Raw genomic sequence first — 15,776 nt, 5'->3', positions numbered from 1 at the left:
ATCTTTTTCGGAAAAACAGGACGTATCGCTGTTTTTCATTCGGGGCACGGTTTTGCACTTCGACACGGCTCAAGAGTCTTCCATTCATCGCGCAGTGGCACAGCTGCGGCCCCGCGGAAAGGCCATCCTCGGCGCAGCCCTGCTGTTCGCCGCCGCGGGGCAGCTGGCAGGGGGCGGGCTGGCCCGCCTGACATTCATCCTTACATCGGTGCTGCTCGCCCTGGCGGCGGTCTGGATCTACGTGATGGTCCGGCGCACCGACAGGGCAGACCGCGCGGCCGTGCGGCACGCGACCGCCCTCGCGGGCAACGATCCGGTGCCGGTTGCGCTCACCGGGCCCGATCTGGTGCTTCTCTATGTCAACCCGTCCGCGCTCGCGACCTTCGGGGAGGAGGGCGACACCACCCTGACCGGGCTTCTGGATGCCGAGTTCGCGAATGCCTCGGCCTTCCTGTTCGACCTGGAACACGACGCCCGCATGCGCGGCGCGGCCCTTCGGGTGGTGGACAGGCCCGACGGGCGGCTGTCGATTACGGTTCACCGGGCGGGCGGCGAGCGATGCCTCTGGCGCATCGACCGCAGTCCGGTTCACGATGGCGCGGCGGTTCAGGGCGGCGACGTTCCGGTCATTCGCCTTGGCGCGGGCGGCGAGATGCTCGGCTTCAACGACGCGGCGAGAAAACTCCTGGGCCCGCATGCCGAGGAGGGCGAGACCCTTTGCCCCCCGGACGACCTGCGCGCCGGCCATATCAGCCGGATCGTCACCAGGGACGGGGCGGCCGAATGCCTCGTGGCCGACTGGCCGCGCGAGGACGGCACCCGCGATGTCTACCTTTTCCCCGCAACCGCCTCGGCGGAAACGGCGCCGGACGGGTGGGCCTTCTTCGATTCCTTGCCGGTGCCGCTGCTCAAGCTCTCGCGGGACGGTAGGCTCCTGCTGTCGAACCGCCGGTCCCGCGCGCTGCTCGGTATCGACAGCGCCGAGGGGCGGCGCCTGACGGACGTGATGGAAAGCCCGGGCCGGCCGCTGCCGGAATGGCTCGATGACGCGGTCGCGGGTCGCGGGACGGTACAGGCCGAAACCATGCGTGTCCGGCGCGAAGACCGGGAAGTGTTCGTGCAGGTGGCACTGACCCCGGCACTCGACGAGGGCGAGGCGGTTCTGGTCGCGGTGCTGCAAGACGCCACCAAGTTCAAGTCGCTCGAGGCGCAATTCGTCCAGAGCCAGAAAATGCAGGCCATCGGCCAGCTTGCGGGTGGCGTGGCGCATGATTTCAACAACCTGCTGACGGCGATTTCCGGCCATTGCGACCTGCTCCTGCTCCGCCATGAACAGGATGACGGCGATTACGCCGACCTCGTCCAGATCAGCCAGAACGCCAACCGCGCCGCGGCGCTGGTCAACCAGCTCCTGGCCTATTCGAGGAAACAGACACTGCGGCCGAAAGTCATGGACCTGCGTGAGGTGTTGTTCGACCTCACGCATCTGCTCAACCGGCTGGTGGGCGAAAAGATCACGCTCGAGGTCGTTCACGATCCCGAGCTCTGGGCGGTGCGCGCCGACAAGCGGCAACTGGAGCAGGTGCTGATGAACCTCGTCGTCAATGCGCGCGACGCCATGCCCGAGGGCGGGGAAATCACCCTCACCACCGGTAACCGCATTCTGAAGGAGGCGCTCCGGCGCGACCGGGCCGTCGTCGCGCCCGGCCGCTACGTGGCGGTGACGGTAGAGGACCAGGGTGCGGGGATCGCGTCCGACCATCTCGAAAAGATATTCGAGCCCTTCTTCACCACCAAGCGGCCGGGCGACGGCACCGGCCTCGGCCTGTCGACGGTCTACGGCATCATGAAACAGACCGGTGGTTTCATCTTCGTCGACAGCACCCCGGGCGAGGGGACGCGGTTCCTCATGCTGTTTCCGGCCCATGAAGCGCCGGCCCGGGCATCCGCCCCGGTGGCAAGGCCATCGCTGCGCGATGCCAAGGCGGAGGGGGTCGTGCTGCTGGTGGAGGACGAGGCGCCGGTCCGGGCGTTCGCCAGCCGTGCCATGAAGATGCGTGGTTTCACGGTGCTGGAGGCCGATTCGGCCGAGGCGGCGCTCAAGCTCCTGGAGGATGAGGCGCTGCGGATCGATGTCTTCGTGACGGATGTCATCATGCCGGGCATGGATGGCCCGACCTGGGTGCGCGAGGCGCTGACGACCCGGCCCGATACGCAGGTGGTTTTCATCTCGGGCTATGCCCCCGAAACATTCGGTGACAACGAAGCCGACGTGCCGAACTCGGTCTTCCTTCCAAAGCCGTTTTCGCTGACCGAGCTGACCGAAACCGTTGGCGCACAGGTGAATGCCGCCGGCAACCGCCCGGCCTGAGAACTCCGTACCGCGCGCCGATCACGGCCCGCGGGTCACCTCGCCGGGGAGGGGCTCATACTGTCCGTCGGTCGCGATGCCCTCGTAAAGGGAGAATTCGTGGCCGAACTTTCGCCGAAACCTGTCCGCCACATCCCGGGACAGCGCCAGCGGCATCGGGGGCGAGGCGTTCATGACCTCGGTTTCCGCCAGCGGACCAAGCCGCTCTTCGAGGAAGGCACGTAACCCGGCCTGGTCCTCGTAGCGGAAGAGATGCGTCACGGCGGTACCGTTGCGCTGGGGCTCGAGAAATTTCGCCTGTGAGCCGACATTGGCAAAGGCCGGCCGGTCCCCCTTCATGTAGGCCTGCACGAACGCATCGAAATCGACGCCCTGCGTGCTGGTCGGCTGCCCCCTGAGGAAGTCGCGCTGCCGGTACCGGTACCAGCTCCCCAGCCAGTCGACCGGTTCTCGCATCACCGCCAGAACCGTCAGGTCGTCGCCCAGGAATTTCTCGAGCATCGGCCGGAAGAAACGGTTGTAGCGAAAGACCGGCGCGTGCTTGAGTTCCGGCGGATCGCGCACCACCATGGTCGCCAGCGGCTCGAGCGCGGCCTGCCAGGCCGTCGTCCCGGTTTTCGGCACCGACAGGAAAACCAGCTTTTCGCGTGCAAATACAAGCATCTCGTCCCCTGGCCCCCGGTTTGCCCTGGCCTGTAAACTACTTCTTAACCCGCCTGGGCAAAAGTGGATTTGACAACAATTTTCTTGATATGTTCCGCTTTTGTCTCCATAAGTGCGAGAACAAGAGGTGAACGAATGCAGCGATGGACGCCCGGAACAGGGTGTGAAATAAGGATGAAAACCACATGGCAACGGCAGATCTTTTGACGATGGATTCGAAGAAGAACGCGGACAAGCAGAAGGCGCTCGACAGCGCGCTGGCGCAGATCGAACGCCAGTTCGGCAAGGGCTCGATCATGAAGCTCGGCGCCGACAACCCGGTACAGGATATCGAATCGACCTCGACCGGCTCGCTGGGCCTCGATATCGCGCTCGGCATCGGCGGCCTGCCCAAGGGCCGGATCGTCGAGATCTACGGGCCCGAAAGCTCGGGCAAGACCACGCTGACCCTGCATTGCGTGGCCGAGGAACAGAAGAAGGGCGGCGTCTGCGCCTTCGTCGACGCCGAACATGCGCTCGACCCGATCTATGCCAGGAAGCTGGGCGTCGACCTCGACGAGCTGCTGATCTCGCAGCCCGACACGGGCGAGCAGTCGCTGGAGATCGTCGATACCCTGGTCCGCTCCGGCGCGGTCAGCATGGTTGTGGTCGATTCGGTCGCGGCCCTGACCCCGAAATCCGAGCTCGAGGGCGACATGGGCGACAGCAGCGTCGGCGTGCAGGCCCGCCTGATGAGCCAGGCGATGCGCAAGCTGACCGGCTCGATCAGCCGCTCGAAATGCACCGTCATCTTCATCAACCAGATCCGCATGAAGATCGGCGTGATGTTCGGCTCGCCCGAAACCACCACCGGCGGCAACGCCCTGAAGTTCTACAGCTCGGTCCGGATGGACATCCGCCGCATCGGCTCGGTCAAGGACCGCGACGAGGTGGTCGGCAACCAGACCCGGGTGAAAGTGGTCAAGAACAAGGTCGCACCGCCCTTCAAGCAGGTGGAATTCGACATCATGTATGGCGAGGGCATCTCCAAGACCGGCGAACTGCTCGATCTCGGGGTCAAGGCCGGCGTGGTCGAGAAATCCGGCAGCTGGTTCAGCTACGGCGACGAGCGCATTGGCCAGGGTCGCGAGAATGCCAAGGTTTTCCTCAAGGAAAACAAGCAGATCGCGCTCGAGATCGAAGACAAGATCCGCGCTGCCCACGGGCTCGATTTCGACATGTCGGGCTCCGACGAAGAACCGTCGGACGACATTCTCGAAGCCTGATCTTCCGCGATCCGCGGGGCAGGGGCCCGGGCCGCATCGGCCCGGGCCTTTTCGTCGTGTCCGCAAGCTGTGGACATGGGATTGACGCACCGCTAAATCAGCGTGACGCCCGCCATTTCCGCTACCGGAAGAGACCCGATGCCGACGCTCAACGAAATCCGCTCCACCTTCCTGAACTTTTTCGAGCGCAACGATCACCGGATCGTGCCAAGCTCGCCGCTCGTCCCGCGCAACGACCCGACGCTGATGTTCACCAATTCCGGCATGGTTCAGTTCAAGAACCTGTTCACCGGGGTCGAACACCGCGACTATACCCGCGCCACCACCAGCCAGAAATGCGTGCGCGCCGGCGGCAAGCACAACGACCTCGATAACGTGGGCTATACCGCGCGCCACCACACCTTCTTCGAGATGCTGGGGAATTTCAGCTTCGGCGACTACTTCAAGGAACAGGCCATTCCCTATGCCTGGGACCTGCTGACCAGGGATTTCGGCCTGGACAAGGACAAGTTGCTGGTCACCGTCTTCCACACCGATGACGAGGCGGCCAATATCTGGAAGAAATACGCCGGCCTCCCCGATGACCGGATCATCCGCATCGCCACGGATGACAATTTCTGGTCGATGGGCGCCACCGGCCCCTGCGGCCCCTGCACCGAGATATTCTACGACCACGGGCCCGAGATCTGGGGTGGCCCGCCGGGCAGCCCGGAGGAAGACGGCGACCGGTTCATCGAGATCTGGAACCTGGTCTTCATGCAGAACGAGCGCTTCGAAGACGGCACCATGCGCGAGCTCGACATGCAGTCGATCGACACCGGCATGGGCCTGGAACGGATCGGCGCACTGCTGCAGGGCAAGCACGACAATTACGACACCGACCTGATGCGCACGCTGATCGAGGCGTCGGCCAACGTCACCGACGGCGCCCCCGACGGGCCCGGCAACGTGCACCACCGCGTCATCGCCGATCACCTGCGCTCGACCTCCTTCCTGATCGCCGACGGCGTCATGCCCTCGAACGAGGGGCGCGGCTATGTCCTGCGGCGGATCATGCGGCGGGCGATGCGCCACGCGCACCTGCTGGGCGCGAAGGATCCGGTGATGTTCCGGCTGGTGCCGAACCTCGTCGCGCTGATGGGCCAGGCCTTCCCGGAACTCGGCCGCGCCCAGCCGCTGATCGAGGAGACCCTGAAGCTCGAGGAGACGCGCTTCAAACAGACGCTCGACCGCGGGCTCAGCCTGCTCGATGCCGAGCTGAAGGGCCTGCCGGAGGGTCAGAACCTGCCGGGCGAGACGGCGTTCAAGCTCTACGACACGTTCGGCTTCCCGCTCGACCTGACGCAGGACGCCCTGCGCGAACAGGGCCGCGGCGTCGATACGGAAGGGTTCGACGCCGCCATGGCCGAACAGAAGGCCAAGGCCCGCGCGGCGTGGTCGGGCTCGGGCGAGGCGGCGGATTCCACCGTCTGGTTCGACATCGCCGAAGAGAAGGGCACGACCGATTTCCTGGGCTACGACACGGAAGTGGCCGAGGCCCAGATCGTGGCCGTGGTGAAGAACGGCGACCGGGTGGACAGCGCCAGGGCGGGCGACACCGTCCAGTTCGTGCTGAACCAGACGCCGTTCTATGCCGAGGCCGGCGGGCAGGTGGGCGACACCGGCACGCTGGAAACCGATACCGGCACCGCCCGCATCACCGACACGAAGAAGGTGGCCGGCGTCTTCATCCATTTCGCCGAGGTGACCGAAGGCGAGATCGCCAACGCCACCGCCGCGAAGCTCGAGGTCGACCACGCCCGCCGCACGCAGATCCGCGCCAACCACTCGGCCACGCACCTGCTGCACGAGGCGCTGCGCAAGGCCCTTGGCGATCACGTGGCCCAACGCGGCAGCCTCAACGCGCCCGACCGGCTGCGCTTCGACTTCAGCCATTCCAAGGGACTGACGCTCGAGGAGCTGGCCCAGGTCGAGGCCGAGGTGAACGCCTTCATTCGCCAGAACTCGCCCGTCGAAACCCGGATCATGACCCCGGACGACGCCCGCGAGATCGGCGCACAGGCGCTTTTCGGCGAGAAATACGGCGACGAGGTGCGCGTCGTGTCGATGGGCGCCGAGGAAGGCTCCGGCAAGGGGCTCGACGGCCGGACCTACTCTATCGAGCTCTGCGGCGGCACCCATGTGCGCCAGACCGGCGATATCGGCGTCTTCGTGACCATCGGCGAGGGCGCGTCGAGCGCCGGCGTCCGCCGGATCGAGGCGCTGACCGGGGCCGACGCATTCCGCTACCTCTCGGAACAGGATCACCGGCTGGCCGCCGTGGCCTCCGAGCTGAAAACCCGCCCCGAGGAGGCGGTCGACCGTGTCCGCGCGCTGCTCGACGAGCGCAAGGCGCTGAGTGCCGAGGTCGCCCAGCTCCGGCGCGAGCTTGCCATGGGCGGCGGCGCGTCGAAAGGCGAGGGGGTCGAGGCCAAGGACGTGGGCGGGGTGAAGTTCCTGGCCCAGGTGCTGAACGGCGTCTCGGGCAAGGACCTGCCGCCGCTCATCGACGAGATGAAGGCGCGGCTTGGCTCCGGCGCGGTGCTGCTGATCGCCGACGCGGGCGGCAAGGCCGCGGTGGCCGCGGGTGTCACGCCTGACCTGACCGATCGCGTCTCGGCCGTCGACCTGGTCAAGGCGGCGGTGCCCCACCTGGGCGGCAAGGGCGGAGGCGGCCGCCCCGACATGGCCCAGGGCGGCGGCAAGGACGTGGAGAACGCCCAGGCGGCCATCGAGGCGGCCGAGCAGGTGCTGGCCGACTGAGGAGAGACAGACATGAGCGCCTATATCATCGCGCGGATCACCGTGACCGACCCCGAAGCCTACAAGGCCTATGCCAGCCAGACGGTGGCCCTGGCCGAAGAATTCGGCGGGCGTTTCCTCGTGAAGGGCGGCGCGCAGGAGGTGCTCGAGGGTGACTGCCCCGACCGGCATGTCGTCATCGAGTTCCCCGACCGTCAAACCGCCATCGACTGGTACAATTCCGACGCCTACCAGCGCATCCTGCCGATCGCGCTCGCGAACAGCACGCGCGATCTCGTCATCGTCGACGGTATGTGAACAAGACCACAGGAGAGAACCAATGCCCGCACTCTGGATCGCCCATGTCACCGTCACCGACGAGGAGGCCTACGGCAAGTATGCCAAGCTCGCCGGCCCCGCGATCGAAAAGCACGGCGGCTATTTCATCGCCCGCGGCGGCCGCTACGTCCAGCTCGAAGGAAATGACCGGCCGCGCAACGTGGTGGCGAAGTTCCCCTCGGTCGAGGCGGCGGAAGAGTGCTATCGCTCGCCTGAATATCAGGAGGCGCTGGATCATGCCCGCGACGCGTCGGAACGCGATCTTCTGATCGTCGAGACGAGCGAATGACGGCGGCCGGCTGCGATTGACCCGCACACTCTGTCACCGTGAAAACGAAGGCCCGGTCGATTGACCGGGCCTTTTTCCGTGACGCAGCGAAAGTTTCCGTTTGCCTGACAACCCCGCCGAACCTGCCTGGTCTTACGACGCTTTCGACTGCCGCTTGCGCTCGTGCGGATCGAGATACCGCTTGCGCAGACGCAGGGCGTTCGGCGTCACTTCGACCAGCTCGTCATCGTTGATATAGGCGATGGCCTCCTCGAGGCTGAACTGGACATGCGGCGTCAGGCGCACCGCCTCGTCGGTGCCGCTGGCCCGCACGTTGGTCAGCTTCTTGCCCTTCAGCGGGTTCACCTCGAGATCGTTCTCGCGGCTGTGCTCGCCGATGATCATGCCCTGGTAGATCTTCTCCTGCGGGCCGATGAACATGCGGCCCCGATCCTCGAGGTTCCACAGCGCATAGGCCACGGCCTCGCCCGCTTCCATCGAGATCAGCACACCCGCCCGCCGGCCGGGAATCGGCCCCTTGTGCGGGGTCCAGCCGTGGAAGACGCGGTTGAGAACACCGGTGCCGCGCGTGTCGGTCAGGAATTCGCCATGATACCCGATCAGCCCGCGCGACGGCACGTGGGCGACGATCCGGGTCTTGCCGGTGCCCGCCGGCTTCATCTCGGTCATCTCGCCCTTGCGCGCGCCGGTGATCTTCTCGATCACCGCGCCGGAATAGTCGTCATCGACGTCGATGGTGACCTCTTCCACCGGCTCCAGCGTCTGGCCGTTCTCGTCCTCCCGCATCAGCACGCGAGGGCGCGAGATCGACAGCTCGAACCCCTCGCGGCGCATGTTCTCGATCAGCACGCCCATCTGCAATTCGCCCCGGCCGGCCACGTCGAACGCCTCGCCGCCCGGCGTGTCGGTCACGCGGATGGCGACGTTCTGCTCGGCCTCCTTCATCAGCCGCTCGCGGATGACGCGCGATTGCACCTTCTTGCCGTCACGTCCCGCCAGCGGCGAGTCGTTGATGCCGAAGGTGACAGAGATGGTCGGCGGGTCGATCGGCTGGGCCGAAAGCGGCTCGTCCACGGCCAGCGCACAGATCGTGTCGGCCACAGTGGCCTTCGACATGCCCGCCAGCGTGACGATGTCGCCCGCCTGCGCCTCGGGGATGTCCTGCAGGGTCAGGCCCCGGAAGGCCTGGATCTTGGTCACCCGGAACTGCTCGATCTTCTGGCCGATCCGCGACAGCGCCTGCACCGTGGCACCCACCTTCAGGTGCCCCGATTCGACCCGGCCGGTCAGGATGCGGCCCACGAACGGGTCGGACCCCAGCGTGGTCGCCAGCATCCGGAAATCCTCGTTCGCGCGCTTGAGCTGTTTCGGCGCCGGCACGTGGTTCACGATCAGGTCGAACATCGCCGACAGGTCCTTGCGCGGCCCGTCGAGATCGTGATCGGCCCAGCCGGAGCGGCCCGAGGCATACATATGCGGAAAGTCGAGCTGATCCTCGTTTGCGTCGAGATTGGCGAAGAGGTCGAAGCATTCGTCAAGCGCGCGGTCGGGCTCGGCATCCGGCTTGTCGACCTTGTTCAGCACCACGATCGGCCGCAGCCCCAGCGCGAGTGCCTTCGACGTCACGAATTTCGTCTGCGGCATCGGGCCCTCGGCCGCGTCCACCAGCAGGACGACACCGTCGACCATGCTCAGAATCCGCTCGACCTCACCGCCAAAATCGGCGTGGCCGGGCGTGTCGACGATGTTGATCCGCGTGCCCTTCCATTCGACGCTCGTCGCCTTGGCAAGGATGGTGATCCCCCGCTCGCGTTCAAGTTCGTTGCTGTCCATGGCGCGTTCGGCCACGGCCTGGTTGGCGCGAAAGGCGCCGGATTGCTTCAGCAATTCGTCGACAAGCGTGGTCTTGCCGTGGTCCACGTGTGCGATGATCGCGATGTTGCGCAGGTCCATTCGGGTGTCCTTGGGATGTTTGCGCGGGGCTTAACCGCGGTTCCGGCGAATGGCCAGAGGGAAAGCGCGGACAACCGCCGAGGGGTGGCGCAAAAAGCGCGGCAGGGGCAGCAGCGTGGGGCCGATGGCGCGAATACGGGCACCGCTGCCGATCTTGAAACGGGCCAGGCCCGGGCTGGTCTCCGTGTCGACCGTTCCCAGGTCCAGCCGCACGAACCCCCGCGCCGCCAGCCACTCCGACGCCTGCCACAACAGCAGGTGATGCGCCGAGGTCCGGCGGCCCGCCGCGCCGGACCAGCCGACATGATAGGTCGCCACCGGCGGGTGCAGCAGGAACAGCATGAAGGCCACAGTATCCTGACCATGATGGGCGGTGAACAGCCGGGTGGCCTGTGGGTCCCGACCGGCCCAGTGGTGCAGGAAAGCCGGGGGCAGGGCGGTATAGCCCCGCGCCTTGCGCTGCTCTGCCTCCCGCGTCAGCAAATCCGCGTCCGCCGCCATATCCACCGTTCGGTTCCGCACGGTCAGCCCCGCGGCTTGCGCCTTTCGCAGCCGGTTGCGCCACTTGCCGTGCTGCCGCGCCATCCGGTCTGCGCCGGGGGCCGCCAGGTCGAGTTCGGCCACGCTCGGCGCCGTCATCAACGCCGGCGCGCCAAGCCACCGGGCCTCGGCCGCGCTGTCCGCCTGCACCAGCGCCACGCCCGGCAACGCGCCCGCAAGTTCCGCCAGTGCCGCGCGCCGGTCCGCCTCGGGAACCCCGGCCAGCCATACCGGCCCACGCCCGACCCAGGCCAGCCTGAACGGACCCCATCGCCGAAACAGAACCTGCACCCGCCCGATCTCGTTTTCGCCGGAAAGAATCCGGTAGCGCCCAACCGTACCTCCCAGCCGGCGCACGGATTTTCCATAGCTCGGGTGCTGCTGAATCGGGCAGGGCAGGGCGGGCCAGTCACCACCGGCACTTTTTTCGAGTCGCATGGCGAGGAGTTAACCATTTGGTAACCTAACGGTCCGTTAAGTCCGCCGGATGAAAAACAGAAAATTCTCGGTACTGGATCACCAGGCCCCCGCCCCGCGCCCCACGCTCTTCGGTTTGACCCTCTTTGCGGTGGGCCTGTCCTTCGGCTTTTTACTGGCCCTCGGCCTGTTCCGGCTGTGGGGCCAATGAAAAAGGGCCGCGCATTGCACGGCACCGATCGTTGACGTCCTGCCCGAAACCCTCAGAACGGTATCTCGTCGTCGTAATCGCGCGACGGGCCCTGCGAACTGGGCTGCCCCTGCGACGGCCCGCTGTCATAGCCGCTGCCATAGTCGCTGCCGCCACCACCGTAACTGCCGCCCTGGCTGCCGCTGCCGCCATCGCGGCCGTCCAGCATCACCAGCGTGCCGTCGAACCCTTGCAGGACGACCTCGGTCGAATAGCGGTCCTGCCCGGACTGGTCCTGCCATTTCCGCGTCTGCAGCTTGCCTTCCAGGTACACTTTCGAGCCCTTGCGCAGATACTGCTCGCACACCCGCACCAGGCCTTCCTGGAAGATCGCGACGCTGTGCCATTCCGTCCGCTCGCGGCGTTCGCCGGTGTTGCGGTCCTTCCACTGCTCCGAGGTCGCCACGCGCAGGTTGCAGACCTTGCCGCCGTTCTGGAACGTCCGCACCTCGGGGTCGCGGCCCAGGTTGCCGATGATAATTACCTTGTTGACCGATCCGGCCATCGCGCCCTCCTGCGGTTCATCTCGTGTTCTGCTGGTTACACCATCGCAGAAGGGTGAAGGAAAGCCTAAAATTCTATACAAATGACGGGAATCCGCCTGTCGAGGGGCCGCCGGGCACGGTGAACTGGAAATCCGCGCCAAAATCCGTATAGTCCCCCCATTATTGGATCTGGGGATAATTAGGGACAGTGACGGGGATGCGCTCAATCGTAACAGCGGTGCTATGCGCCGCGTTTTCATTTCCGGTAAGCGCCCAGGCCGACATATTCGGCAACAAGGGCAAGAAGAACTTCAGCAACCAGACGCGGGTGCTCGATACCCGCGCCAGCCAGCAATACAAGGCCTCCGTCCGGCTTCAGCCCGCGCAGGTGGTGACGCCCACCAAGTGGGGCAACGCCAAGGCCTATAACGGCCGCTACAAGGGCGAATTCCTCGACATGGCCAAATCGGCGGCGCTGCGCCACGGCGTGCCGACCGACCTGTTCCTGCGGCTGGTGCAGCAGGAATCGGGCTGGAACGCCAAGGCGCTCTCGCACAAGGGGGCGATCGGCCTCGCGCAGCTCATGCCCGGCACCGCGGCGGTGCTGGGGGTCGATCCGCACGATCCCTACCAGAACCTCGATGGCGGCGCCCGCTACCTCGCCCAGCAATACCGCGCCTTCCGCTCGTGGCGGCTGGCACTTGCGGCCTACAATGCCGGGCCCAAGGCGGTCGAGAAATACGGCGGTGTGCCGCCCTACGCGGAAACCACCAACTACGTGAAGGTGATCTGGGGCAGCTAGGGCCGTCCCGACCTCTCACGTATCAAAGCCCCGGTATACCGGGGCTTTTTCATTCCGGCTCGGCGAACCCGATCTCGTAGAGATGGATTTCATGCGCCGGGTGCTTCTCGGCATTCACCAGCCCGTTGTGATGACTGAAAAGCGCCCGCCAGAACGGCTGGATGATCACCCCGTCCTCGCGCAGCATCGTCTCGATCTTCTCCATCACCGCCCGCCTCTTGCCGGCATCGGCGATCGACATCGCCTCGTCGAGCAGCGCATCGTAGGCCGGGTTCGCATAGCCGCTCTCGTTCCACGCCGCGTCCGAACGATAGGCCAGCATCAGCACCTGCACGTCGAGCGGCCGGTGATTCCACTGCGTGGCCGAGAACGGGTATTCCTTCCACGTGTCCCAGAAAATCGCCCCGGGCAGGATCGTCCGCCGCACCCGCAGCCCCGCGTCGCGCAAAAGCGCGGCCACCGCGTCGCCGGTGTTGCGCTGCCATTCGTCGTCGATGGTGATCAGCTCGTGCTCGAACGCCTCCATCCCCGCCTCGCGCATCTGGGTCAGCGCGGCGCCCGGGTCATACTCGGCCGGGCCGATATCGGCATAGGCGGGGTGGATGGGGCTCACATGGTGGTTCGCCGCCACCGTGCCGCGCCCGCCATAGCCCAGCTCGAGGCAGATCTCGTTATCCACCGCCAACGCCAGCGCCCGGCGCACCGCCGCATCCCCGTAGGGCCGCCGCCCGTCGATCTCCGCCTGCTGGTTGCCCCGGATCACCGTCGTCGCCGTCGTCTCGGTCCGGGTCTGGGTCCAGCCCAGCTCGTCCATCACCTCGACGAAATCCCCCACCGTCTCGTAAAGCAGGTCGACCTCGCCCTCCCGCGCCGCCTCGACCCAGTTCGCGGGATCGGTGCCGTAATCGAGGAACTCCACCCGGTCGACATACGGCCCGCCATAAACCTCCGTCCCCCACCACTGATGCCCGGCATGGCGTTCGAGGATACAGCTCTCCCCCGGTGTCAGGCTGACCGGCCGGAACGGCCCGGTCCCGATCTCGTGGGCAAACGGGTCGCCGCCCTCGTAACTTTCGTGCACCACCGCCGCGGGGTAATCCGACATGTTGGCGATGATCGCGATATCCGGCGTGCCGAGCGACAATTCGACGGTATGGTCGTCGGTCACCGTCACGGCCCCGTCGCGCAGCTGCCCGGTTTCCGGGTCGATCAGCCCGGCCAGCCGCCCGGCCATCGAGTTGCCCGCCACCGACCTGTCGCACCACCTCTCGATATTGCGCGCCACGTCCCGCGCGGTGAACGCATCGCCATTGTTCCACCGCACACCCCGCCGCACATGCAGGACATAGCGGGTGGCGTCCTCGTTCACCTCCCAGCTCTCCAGCAGCATGCCCCGGAACGCGCCGCTGCCCTGGTACTCGACGAGATACTCGAGGAATCCGCGCGTCTGGTTGCCCAGCTCGCTCCAGTCATAGCGGCGCGGATCCTTCATCTCGCGCACGGTCTGCTGGATCCGCAGCGTTCCGCCCTGCGCGATCTGCGCCGCGGCAGGCGAGGGCAGGGCGAACCCGCCCAGCGCACAGGCCGCGGCGGTGCTTGCACCAAGCCCGGTGACCCGCGCCAGGAACTCCCGCCGCCCGATGGCGCCCTCGTGCAACTCCCGCGCCAGCCCCTCTGCGGCGGGATGCAGGGGGGAAACGGCACGTTTGGTCAATGACATGGGAACACCTGGAAATGGCAAAGGGGCAAAGCCTTCATTCGCTTACACACAACCCCGGGGCATTGTTCAAGTTCCGATCGCCCGCATCCATCAGCTGTCGGGCGTCTTCATCGAGGCAGGTCGGCGATAGGGGACCGGCTCTTCGGCCGGGGCCGGCGACGGCACGGCTGTCGGCGCAACGTCGGCCGGTGGCGCCGACGCTGGCGCAAGCGCAGGGCCACGCTCGGGCGCGCGCGACGGTGCCGGCGCGGCGGCCGCAGGCGTCATCCCCGCGCTTGCCCGGCAGGCGCGGGTCAGGTGCGTGGGCGTCACGCCAAGGATGCGGGCATAATCCGACATCGGCTTGCCGGTGGTGTAATCCCGCTCCACCAGCGCCGCATAGGCCATCACCAGCCGTTGCGCGGCGGTATGCGCGGGCGGATCCTCGGGCTGGTCGATGATCGCCCGCCGCAGCCAGACCGTCAGCAACGCGGCATGCGCCATCATCGCCTCGTCGGCAAAGGGGCGCGCGTTGCTCTGCTCGCGCTGCATGGTCTCGAGGATGGTGGTCAGCTCCACCTGCGCCAGCACGTCACGGATCCGCAGCAACACCGGCTGATCCGGCATCAGCACCGCACTTCGCGCAGGGATCGTGCAGACCGTCCCGAATCCCTGCTTGCCCATATCCAGCGAAAACAGCGTCCTTGCCGGTACACAAAGCGCGGTATGCACGCTCAGGCCCCGCATCACGCCTTCCACCATGCACCGGCCTTGCCCGCGCGTGATCCAGATCAGCGCATGATGCTCATGGGAATGCGGCAGCTCTGCCCGCCACGTGCCCGCGCCGGACCACTGGGCGATGCTCATGATCTTGACGTGCTTGGTCACTGCGGCCCTGTCCTCCGCGTCCTGTCGTCTTTTCAACAGTTTTCACGAGGCGAGAGCGCATTAAAAGGAAAAAATGTCCGGATTCCTACAAGTCGGCGGCGGAAAGCCGCTCCCAGCCCGCCATCCGGGCGCGAAACCACGTTCTTTGCCGTTTTGCAAAGCGCCGCGTGGCCACGATCGCCGCCTCCCGCGCCTCGCCAAGGGTCATGTCACCCTTCAGATGCGCGATCAGCTCCGGCGCGCCGATGGCCTTGGCCGACAGGTGCGCCGGGTTCCAGATCGGCAGGTTCACCCGCGCCTCCTCCAGCGCCCCGGCCTCCAGCATCAGGTCGAATCGCCGCTCGATCCGCGGGGTCAGCCACGCCTTCGGCGCCTCCACCACCAGCCGCGCGCAACGCTCCGGCGGCAGAAGCGGCGGCGGCGTCTCGTCCTGCCACGCGGCAATGCCGCGCCCGGTCGTCCGTTGCACCTCCCACGCCCGCTGCACCCGCATCGGGTTCTGCCTGTCGATCCGCGCCAGCGTGTCGGCGTCCAGCTCCGCCAGAAGCGCTGCCATCCCCTCCGCCTCCAGCCGCGCCGTCGCCTCCGCCCGCACCTCGGGCGGCGTCGCCGGGATCTCGGCCAGCCCCTCGGTCAGCGCCGTGAAATAGAGCCCCGTACCCCCCACGATGATCGGCCGCGCCGGGCCCGCCAGCACCTCCGCCACCTCGGAAAGCCACCGGCCCACCGAATACTCTGCATCATGCGCCACGTGGCCGTAGAGCCGATGCGGCGCCAACGCCTCGTCCGCCTCCGACGGCCGCGCGGTCAAAACCCGCCAGTTCTCGTAGACCTGTATCGCATCCGCGTTGACGATCACGCCGCCCTGCGCCGCGGCAATCTCCATCGCCAATGACGACTTGCCCGACGCCGTCGGCCCGGCGATCAGCACCGGCATGTCGGCGGGGATATCGGCAAAAGGTATCATGGCGGGGCAGGGGGTATTACGGGGCTCCGGGCCGTCGCGCGGGGCGCTTTCACGCTTTATCCGCAGG

14 protein-coding genes are annotated in these 15,776 nt (G+C 66.5%); 7 read left to right on the top strand and 7 right to left on the bottom strand.

Features of this window, described 5'->3' with window-relative positions:
• Nucleotides 1-94: 94 nt before the first annotated feature.
• Nucleotides 95-2,371, top strand: a complete 2,277-nt coding sequence (locus tag ACO07J_RS10060) for an ATP-binding protein (RefSeq protein WP_422028692.1) — start codon at nt 95-97, stop codon at nt 2,369-2,371.
• Between the two features lie 21 nt (nt 2,372-2,392).
• Here ACO07J_RS10060 and ACO07J_RS10055 read toward each other — a convergent pair whose 3' ends face one another.
• Entirely contained in the window at nt 2,393-3,034 is a 642-nt protein-coding gene (locus ACO07J_RS10055; RefSeq protein ID WP_422028691.1) for a gamma-glutamyl kinase, read from the bottom strand.
• 185 nt (nt 3,035-3,219) lie between these two features.
• Between ACO07J_RS10055 and recA the strand changes: the two genes are divergently transcribed.
• The 4 genes from recA (at nt 3,220) to ACO07J_RS10035 (ending at nt 7,708) form a co-directional block, all read left to right on the top strand.
• Nucleotides 3,220-4,299: a recombinase RecA gene (gene recA / locus ACO07J_RS10050; protein ID WP_422028690.1), complete on the top strand. Its 1,080-nt coding sequence runs from the start codon at nt 3,220-3,222 to the stop codon at nt 4,297-4,299.
• Nucleotides 4,300-4,437: 138 nt separating this feature from the next.
• Nucleotides 4,438-7,101 (top strand): alanine--tRNA ligase, encoded by a 2,664-nt coding sequence (alaS, locus tag ACO07J_RS10045; protein ID WP_422028689.1) that lies wholly within the window; start codon nt 4,438-4,440, stop codon nt 7,099-7,101.
• A gap of 12 nt (nt 7,102-7,113) precedes the next feature.
• The gene (locus tag ACO07J_RS10040; RefSeq protein WP_422028688.1) at nt 7,114-7,398 is read left to right on the top strand and encodes a DUF1330 domain-containing protein; all 285 of its coding nucleotides are present in this window, start codon (nt 7,114-7,116) and stop codon (nt 7,396-7,398) included.
• Nucleotides 7,399-7,420: 22 nt separating this feature from the next.
• Complete coding sequence (locus tag ACO07J_RS10035; protein WP_300895431.1) at nt 7,421-7,708, top strand: DUF1330 domain-containing protein; 288 nt, start codon at nt 7,421-7,423, stop codon at nt 7,706-7,708.
• Nucleotides 7,709-7,840: 132 nt separating this feature from the next.
• Here the strand turns inward: ACO07J_RS10035 and typA are convergent, their stop codons facing one another.
• Both typA and ACO07J_RS10025 read right to left on the bottom strand, forming a co-directional pair.
• On the bottom strand, nt 7,841-9,661 hold the full coding sequence (gene typA / locus ACO07J_RS10030; RefSeq protein WP_422028687.1) for a translational GTPase TypA: 1,821 nt from the start codon (nt 9,659-9,661) through the stop codon (nt 7,841-7,843).
• A 30-nt stretch (nt 9,662-9,691) separates the two neighbouring features.
• Nucleotides 9,692-10,639 carry a GNAT family N-acetyltransferase gene (locus ACO07J_RS10025; RefSeq protein ID WP_422028686.1) on the bottom strand — a complete coding sequence of 316 codons (948 nt, stop codon included), beginning with the start codon at nt 10,637-10,639 and terminating at the stop codon, nt 9,692-9,694.
• Nucleotides 10,640-10,688: 49 nt separating this feature from the next.
• Between ACO07J_RS10025 and ACO07J_RS10020 the strand changes: the two genes are divergently transcribed.
• Nucleotides 10,689-10,829 (top strand): hypothetical protein, encoded by a 141-nt coding sequence (locus ACO07J_RS10020; RefSeq protein ID WP_422028685.1) that lies wholly within the window; start codon nt 10,689-10,691, stop codon nt 10,827-10,829.
• A gap of 52 nt (nt 10,830-10,881) precedes the next feature.
• Here ACO07J_RS10020 and ssb read toward each other — a convergent pair whose 3' ends face one another.
• Entirely contained in the window at nt 10,882-11,373 is a 492-nt protein-coding gene (ssb, locus tag ACO07J_RS10015; RefSeq protein ID WP_422028684.1) for a single-stranded DNA-binding protein, read from the bottom strand.
• A 197-nt stretch (nt 11,374-11,570) separates the two neighbouring features.
• On the opposite strand from ssb, the gene ACO07J_RS10010 reads away from it, so the two are divergent.
• The gene (locus ACO07J_RS10010) at nt 11,571-12,155 is read left to right on the top strand and encodes a lytic transglycosylase domain-containing protein (RefSeq protein WP_422028683.1); all 585 of its coding nucleotides are present in this window, start codon (nt 11,571-11,573) and stop codon (nt 12,153-12,155) included.
• A 49-nt stretch (nt 12,156-12,204) separates the two neighbouring features.
• Here the strand turns inward: ACO07J_RS10010 and ACO07J_RS10005 are convergent, their stop codons facing one another.
• From ACO07J_RS10005 to miaA, 3 genes are all read right to left on the bottom strand, one after another.
• Nucleotides 12,205-13,875, bottom strand: a complete 1,671-nt coding sequence (locus ACO07J_RS10005; protein WP_422028682.1) for an ABC transporter substrate-binding protein — start codon at nt 13,873-13,875, stop codon at nt 12,205-12,207.
• Nucleotides 13,876-13,965: 90 nt separating this feature from the next.
• A complete protein-coding gene (locus ACO07J_RS10000; protein ID WP_422028681.1) occupies nt 13,966-14,742 on the bottom strand; it encodes an AraC family transcriptional regulator in 777 nt (258 codons plus the stop codon).
• A gap of 85 nt (nt 14,743-14,827) precedes the next feature.
• A complete protein-coding gene (gene miaA, locus ACO07J_RS09995) occupies nt 14,828-15,709 on the bottom strand; it encodes a tRNA (adenosine(37)-N6)-dimethylallyltransferase MiaA (RefSeq protein ID WP_422028680.1) in 882 nt (293 codons plus the stop codon).
• Between the last annotated feature and the right edge of the window lie 67 nt (nt 15,710-15,776).

It is taken from the genome of Roseovarius sp., assembly GCF_965228755.1.
Taxonomy (GTDB): Bacteria; Pseudomonadota; Alphaproteobacteria; order Rhodobacterales; family Rhodobacteraceae; genus Roseovarius.
The sequence above is the reverse complement of the archived record's forward strand: the minus strand, read 5'-3'. Positions and strand labels throughout refer to the sequence as shown.

Coding starts and splice junctions, on each gene's coding strand:
- ACO07J_RS10025 (WP_422028686.1), bottom strand. CDS start 10,639: ATGCGACTCGAAAAAAGTGCCGGTGGTGACTGGCCCGCCCTGCCCTGC.
- ssb (WP_422028684.1), bottom strand. CDS start 11,373: ATGGCCGGATCGGTCAACAAGGTAATTATCATCGGCAACCTGGGCCGC.
- ACO07J_RS10010 (WP_422028683.1), top strand. CDS start 11,571: ATGCGCTCAATCGTAACAGCGGTGCTATGCGCCGCGTTTTCATTTCCG.
- alaS (WP_422028689.1), top strand. CDS start 4,438: ATGCCGACGCTCAACGAAATCCGCTCCACCTTCCTGAACTTTTTCGAG.
- ACO07J_RS10035 (WP_300895431.1), top strand. CDS start 7,421: ATGCCCGCACTCTGGATCGCCCATGTCACCGTCACCGACGAGGAGGCC.
- ACO07J_RS10005 (WP_422028682.1), bottom strand. CDS start 13,875: ATGTCATTGACCAAACGTGCCGTTTCCCCCCTGCATCCCGCCGCAGAG.
- ACO07J_RS10040 (WP_422028688.1), top strand. CDS start 7,114: ATGAGCGCCTATATCATCGCGCGGATCACCGTGACCGACCCCGAAGCC.
- typA (WP_422028687.1), bottom strand. CDS start 9,661: ATGGACCTGCGCAACATCGCGATCATCGCACACGTGGACCACGGCAAG.
- ACO07J_RS10055 (WP_422028691.1), bottom strand. CDS start 3,034: ATGCTTGTATTTGCACGCGAAAAGCTGGTTTTCCTGTCGGTGCCGAAA.
- recA (WP_422028690.1), top strand. CDS start 3,220: ATGGCAACGGCAGATCTTTTGACGATGGATTCGAAGAAGAACGCGGAC.
- ACO07J_RS10020 (WP_422028685.1), top strand. CDS start 10,689: ATGAAAAACAGAAAATTCTCGGTACTGGATCACCAGGCCCCCGCCCCG.
- miaA (WP_422028680.1), bottom strand. CDS start 15,709: ATGATACCTTTTGCCGATATCCCCGCCGACATGCCGGTGCTGATCGCC.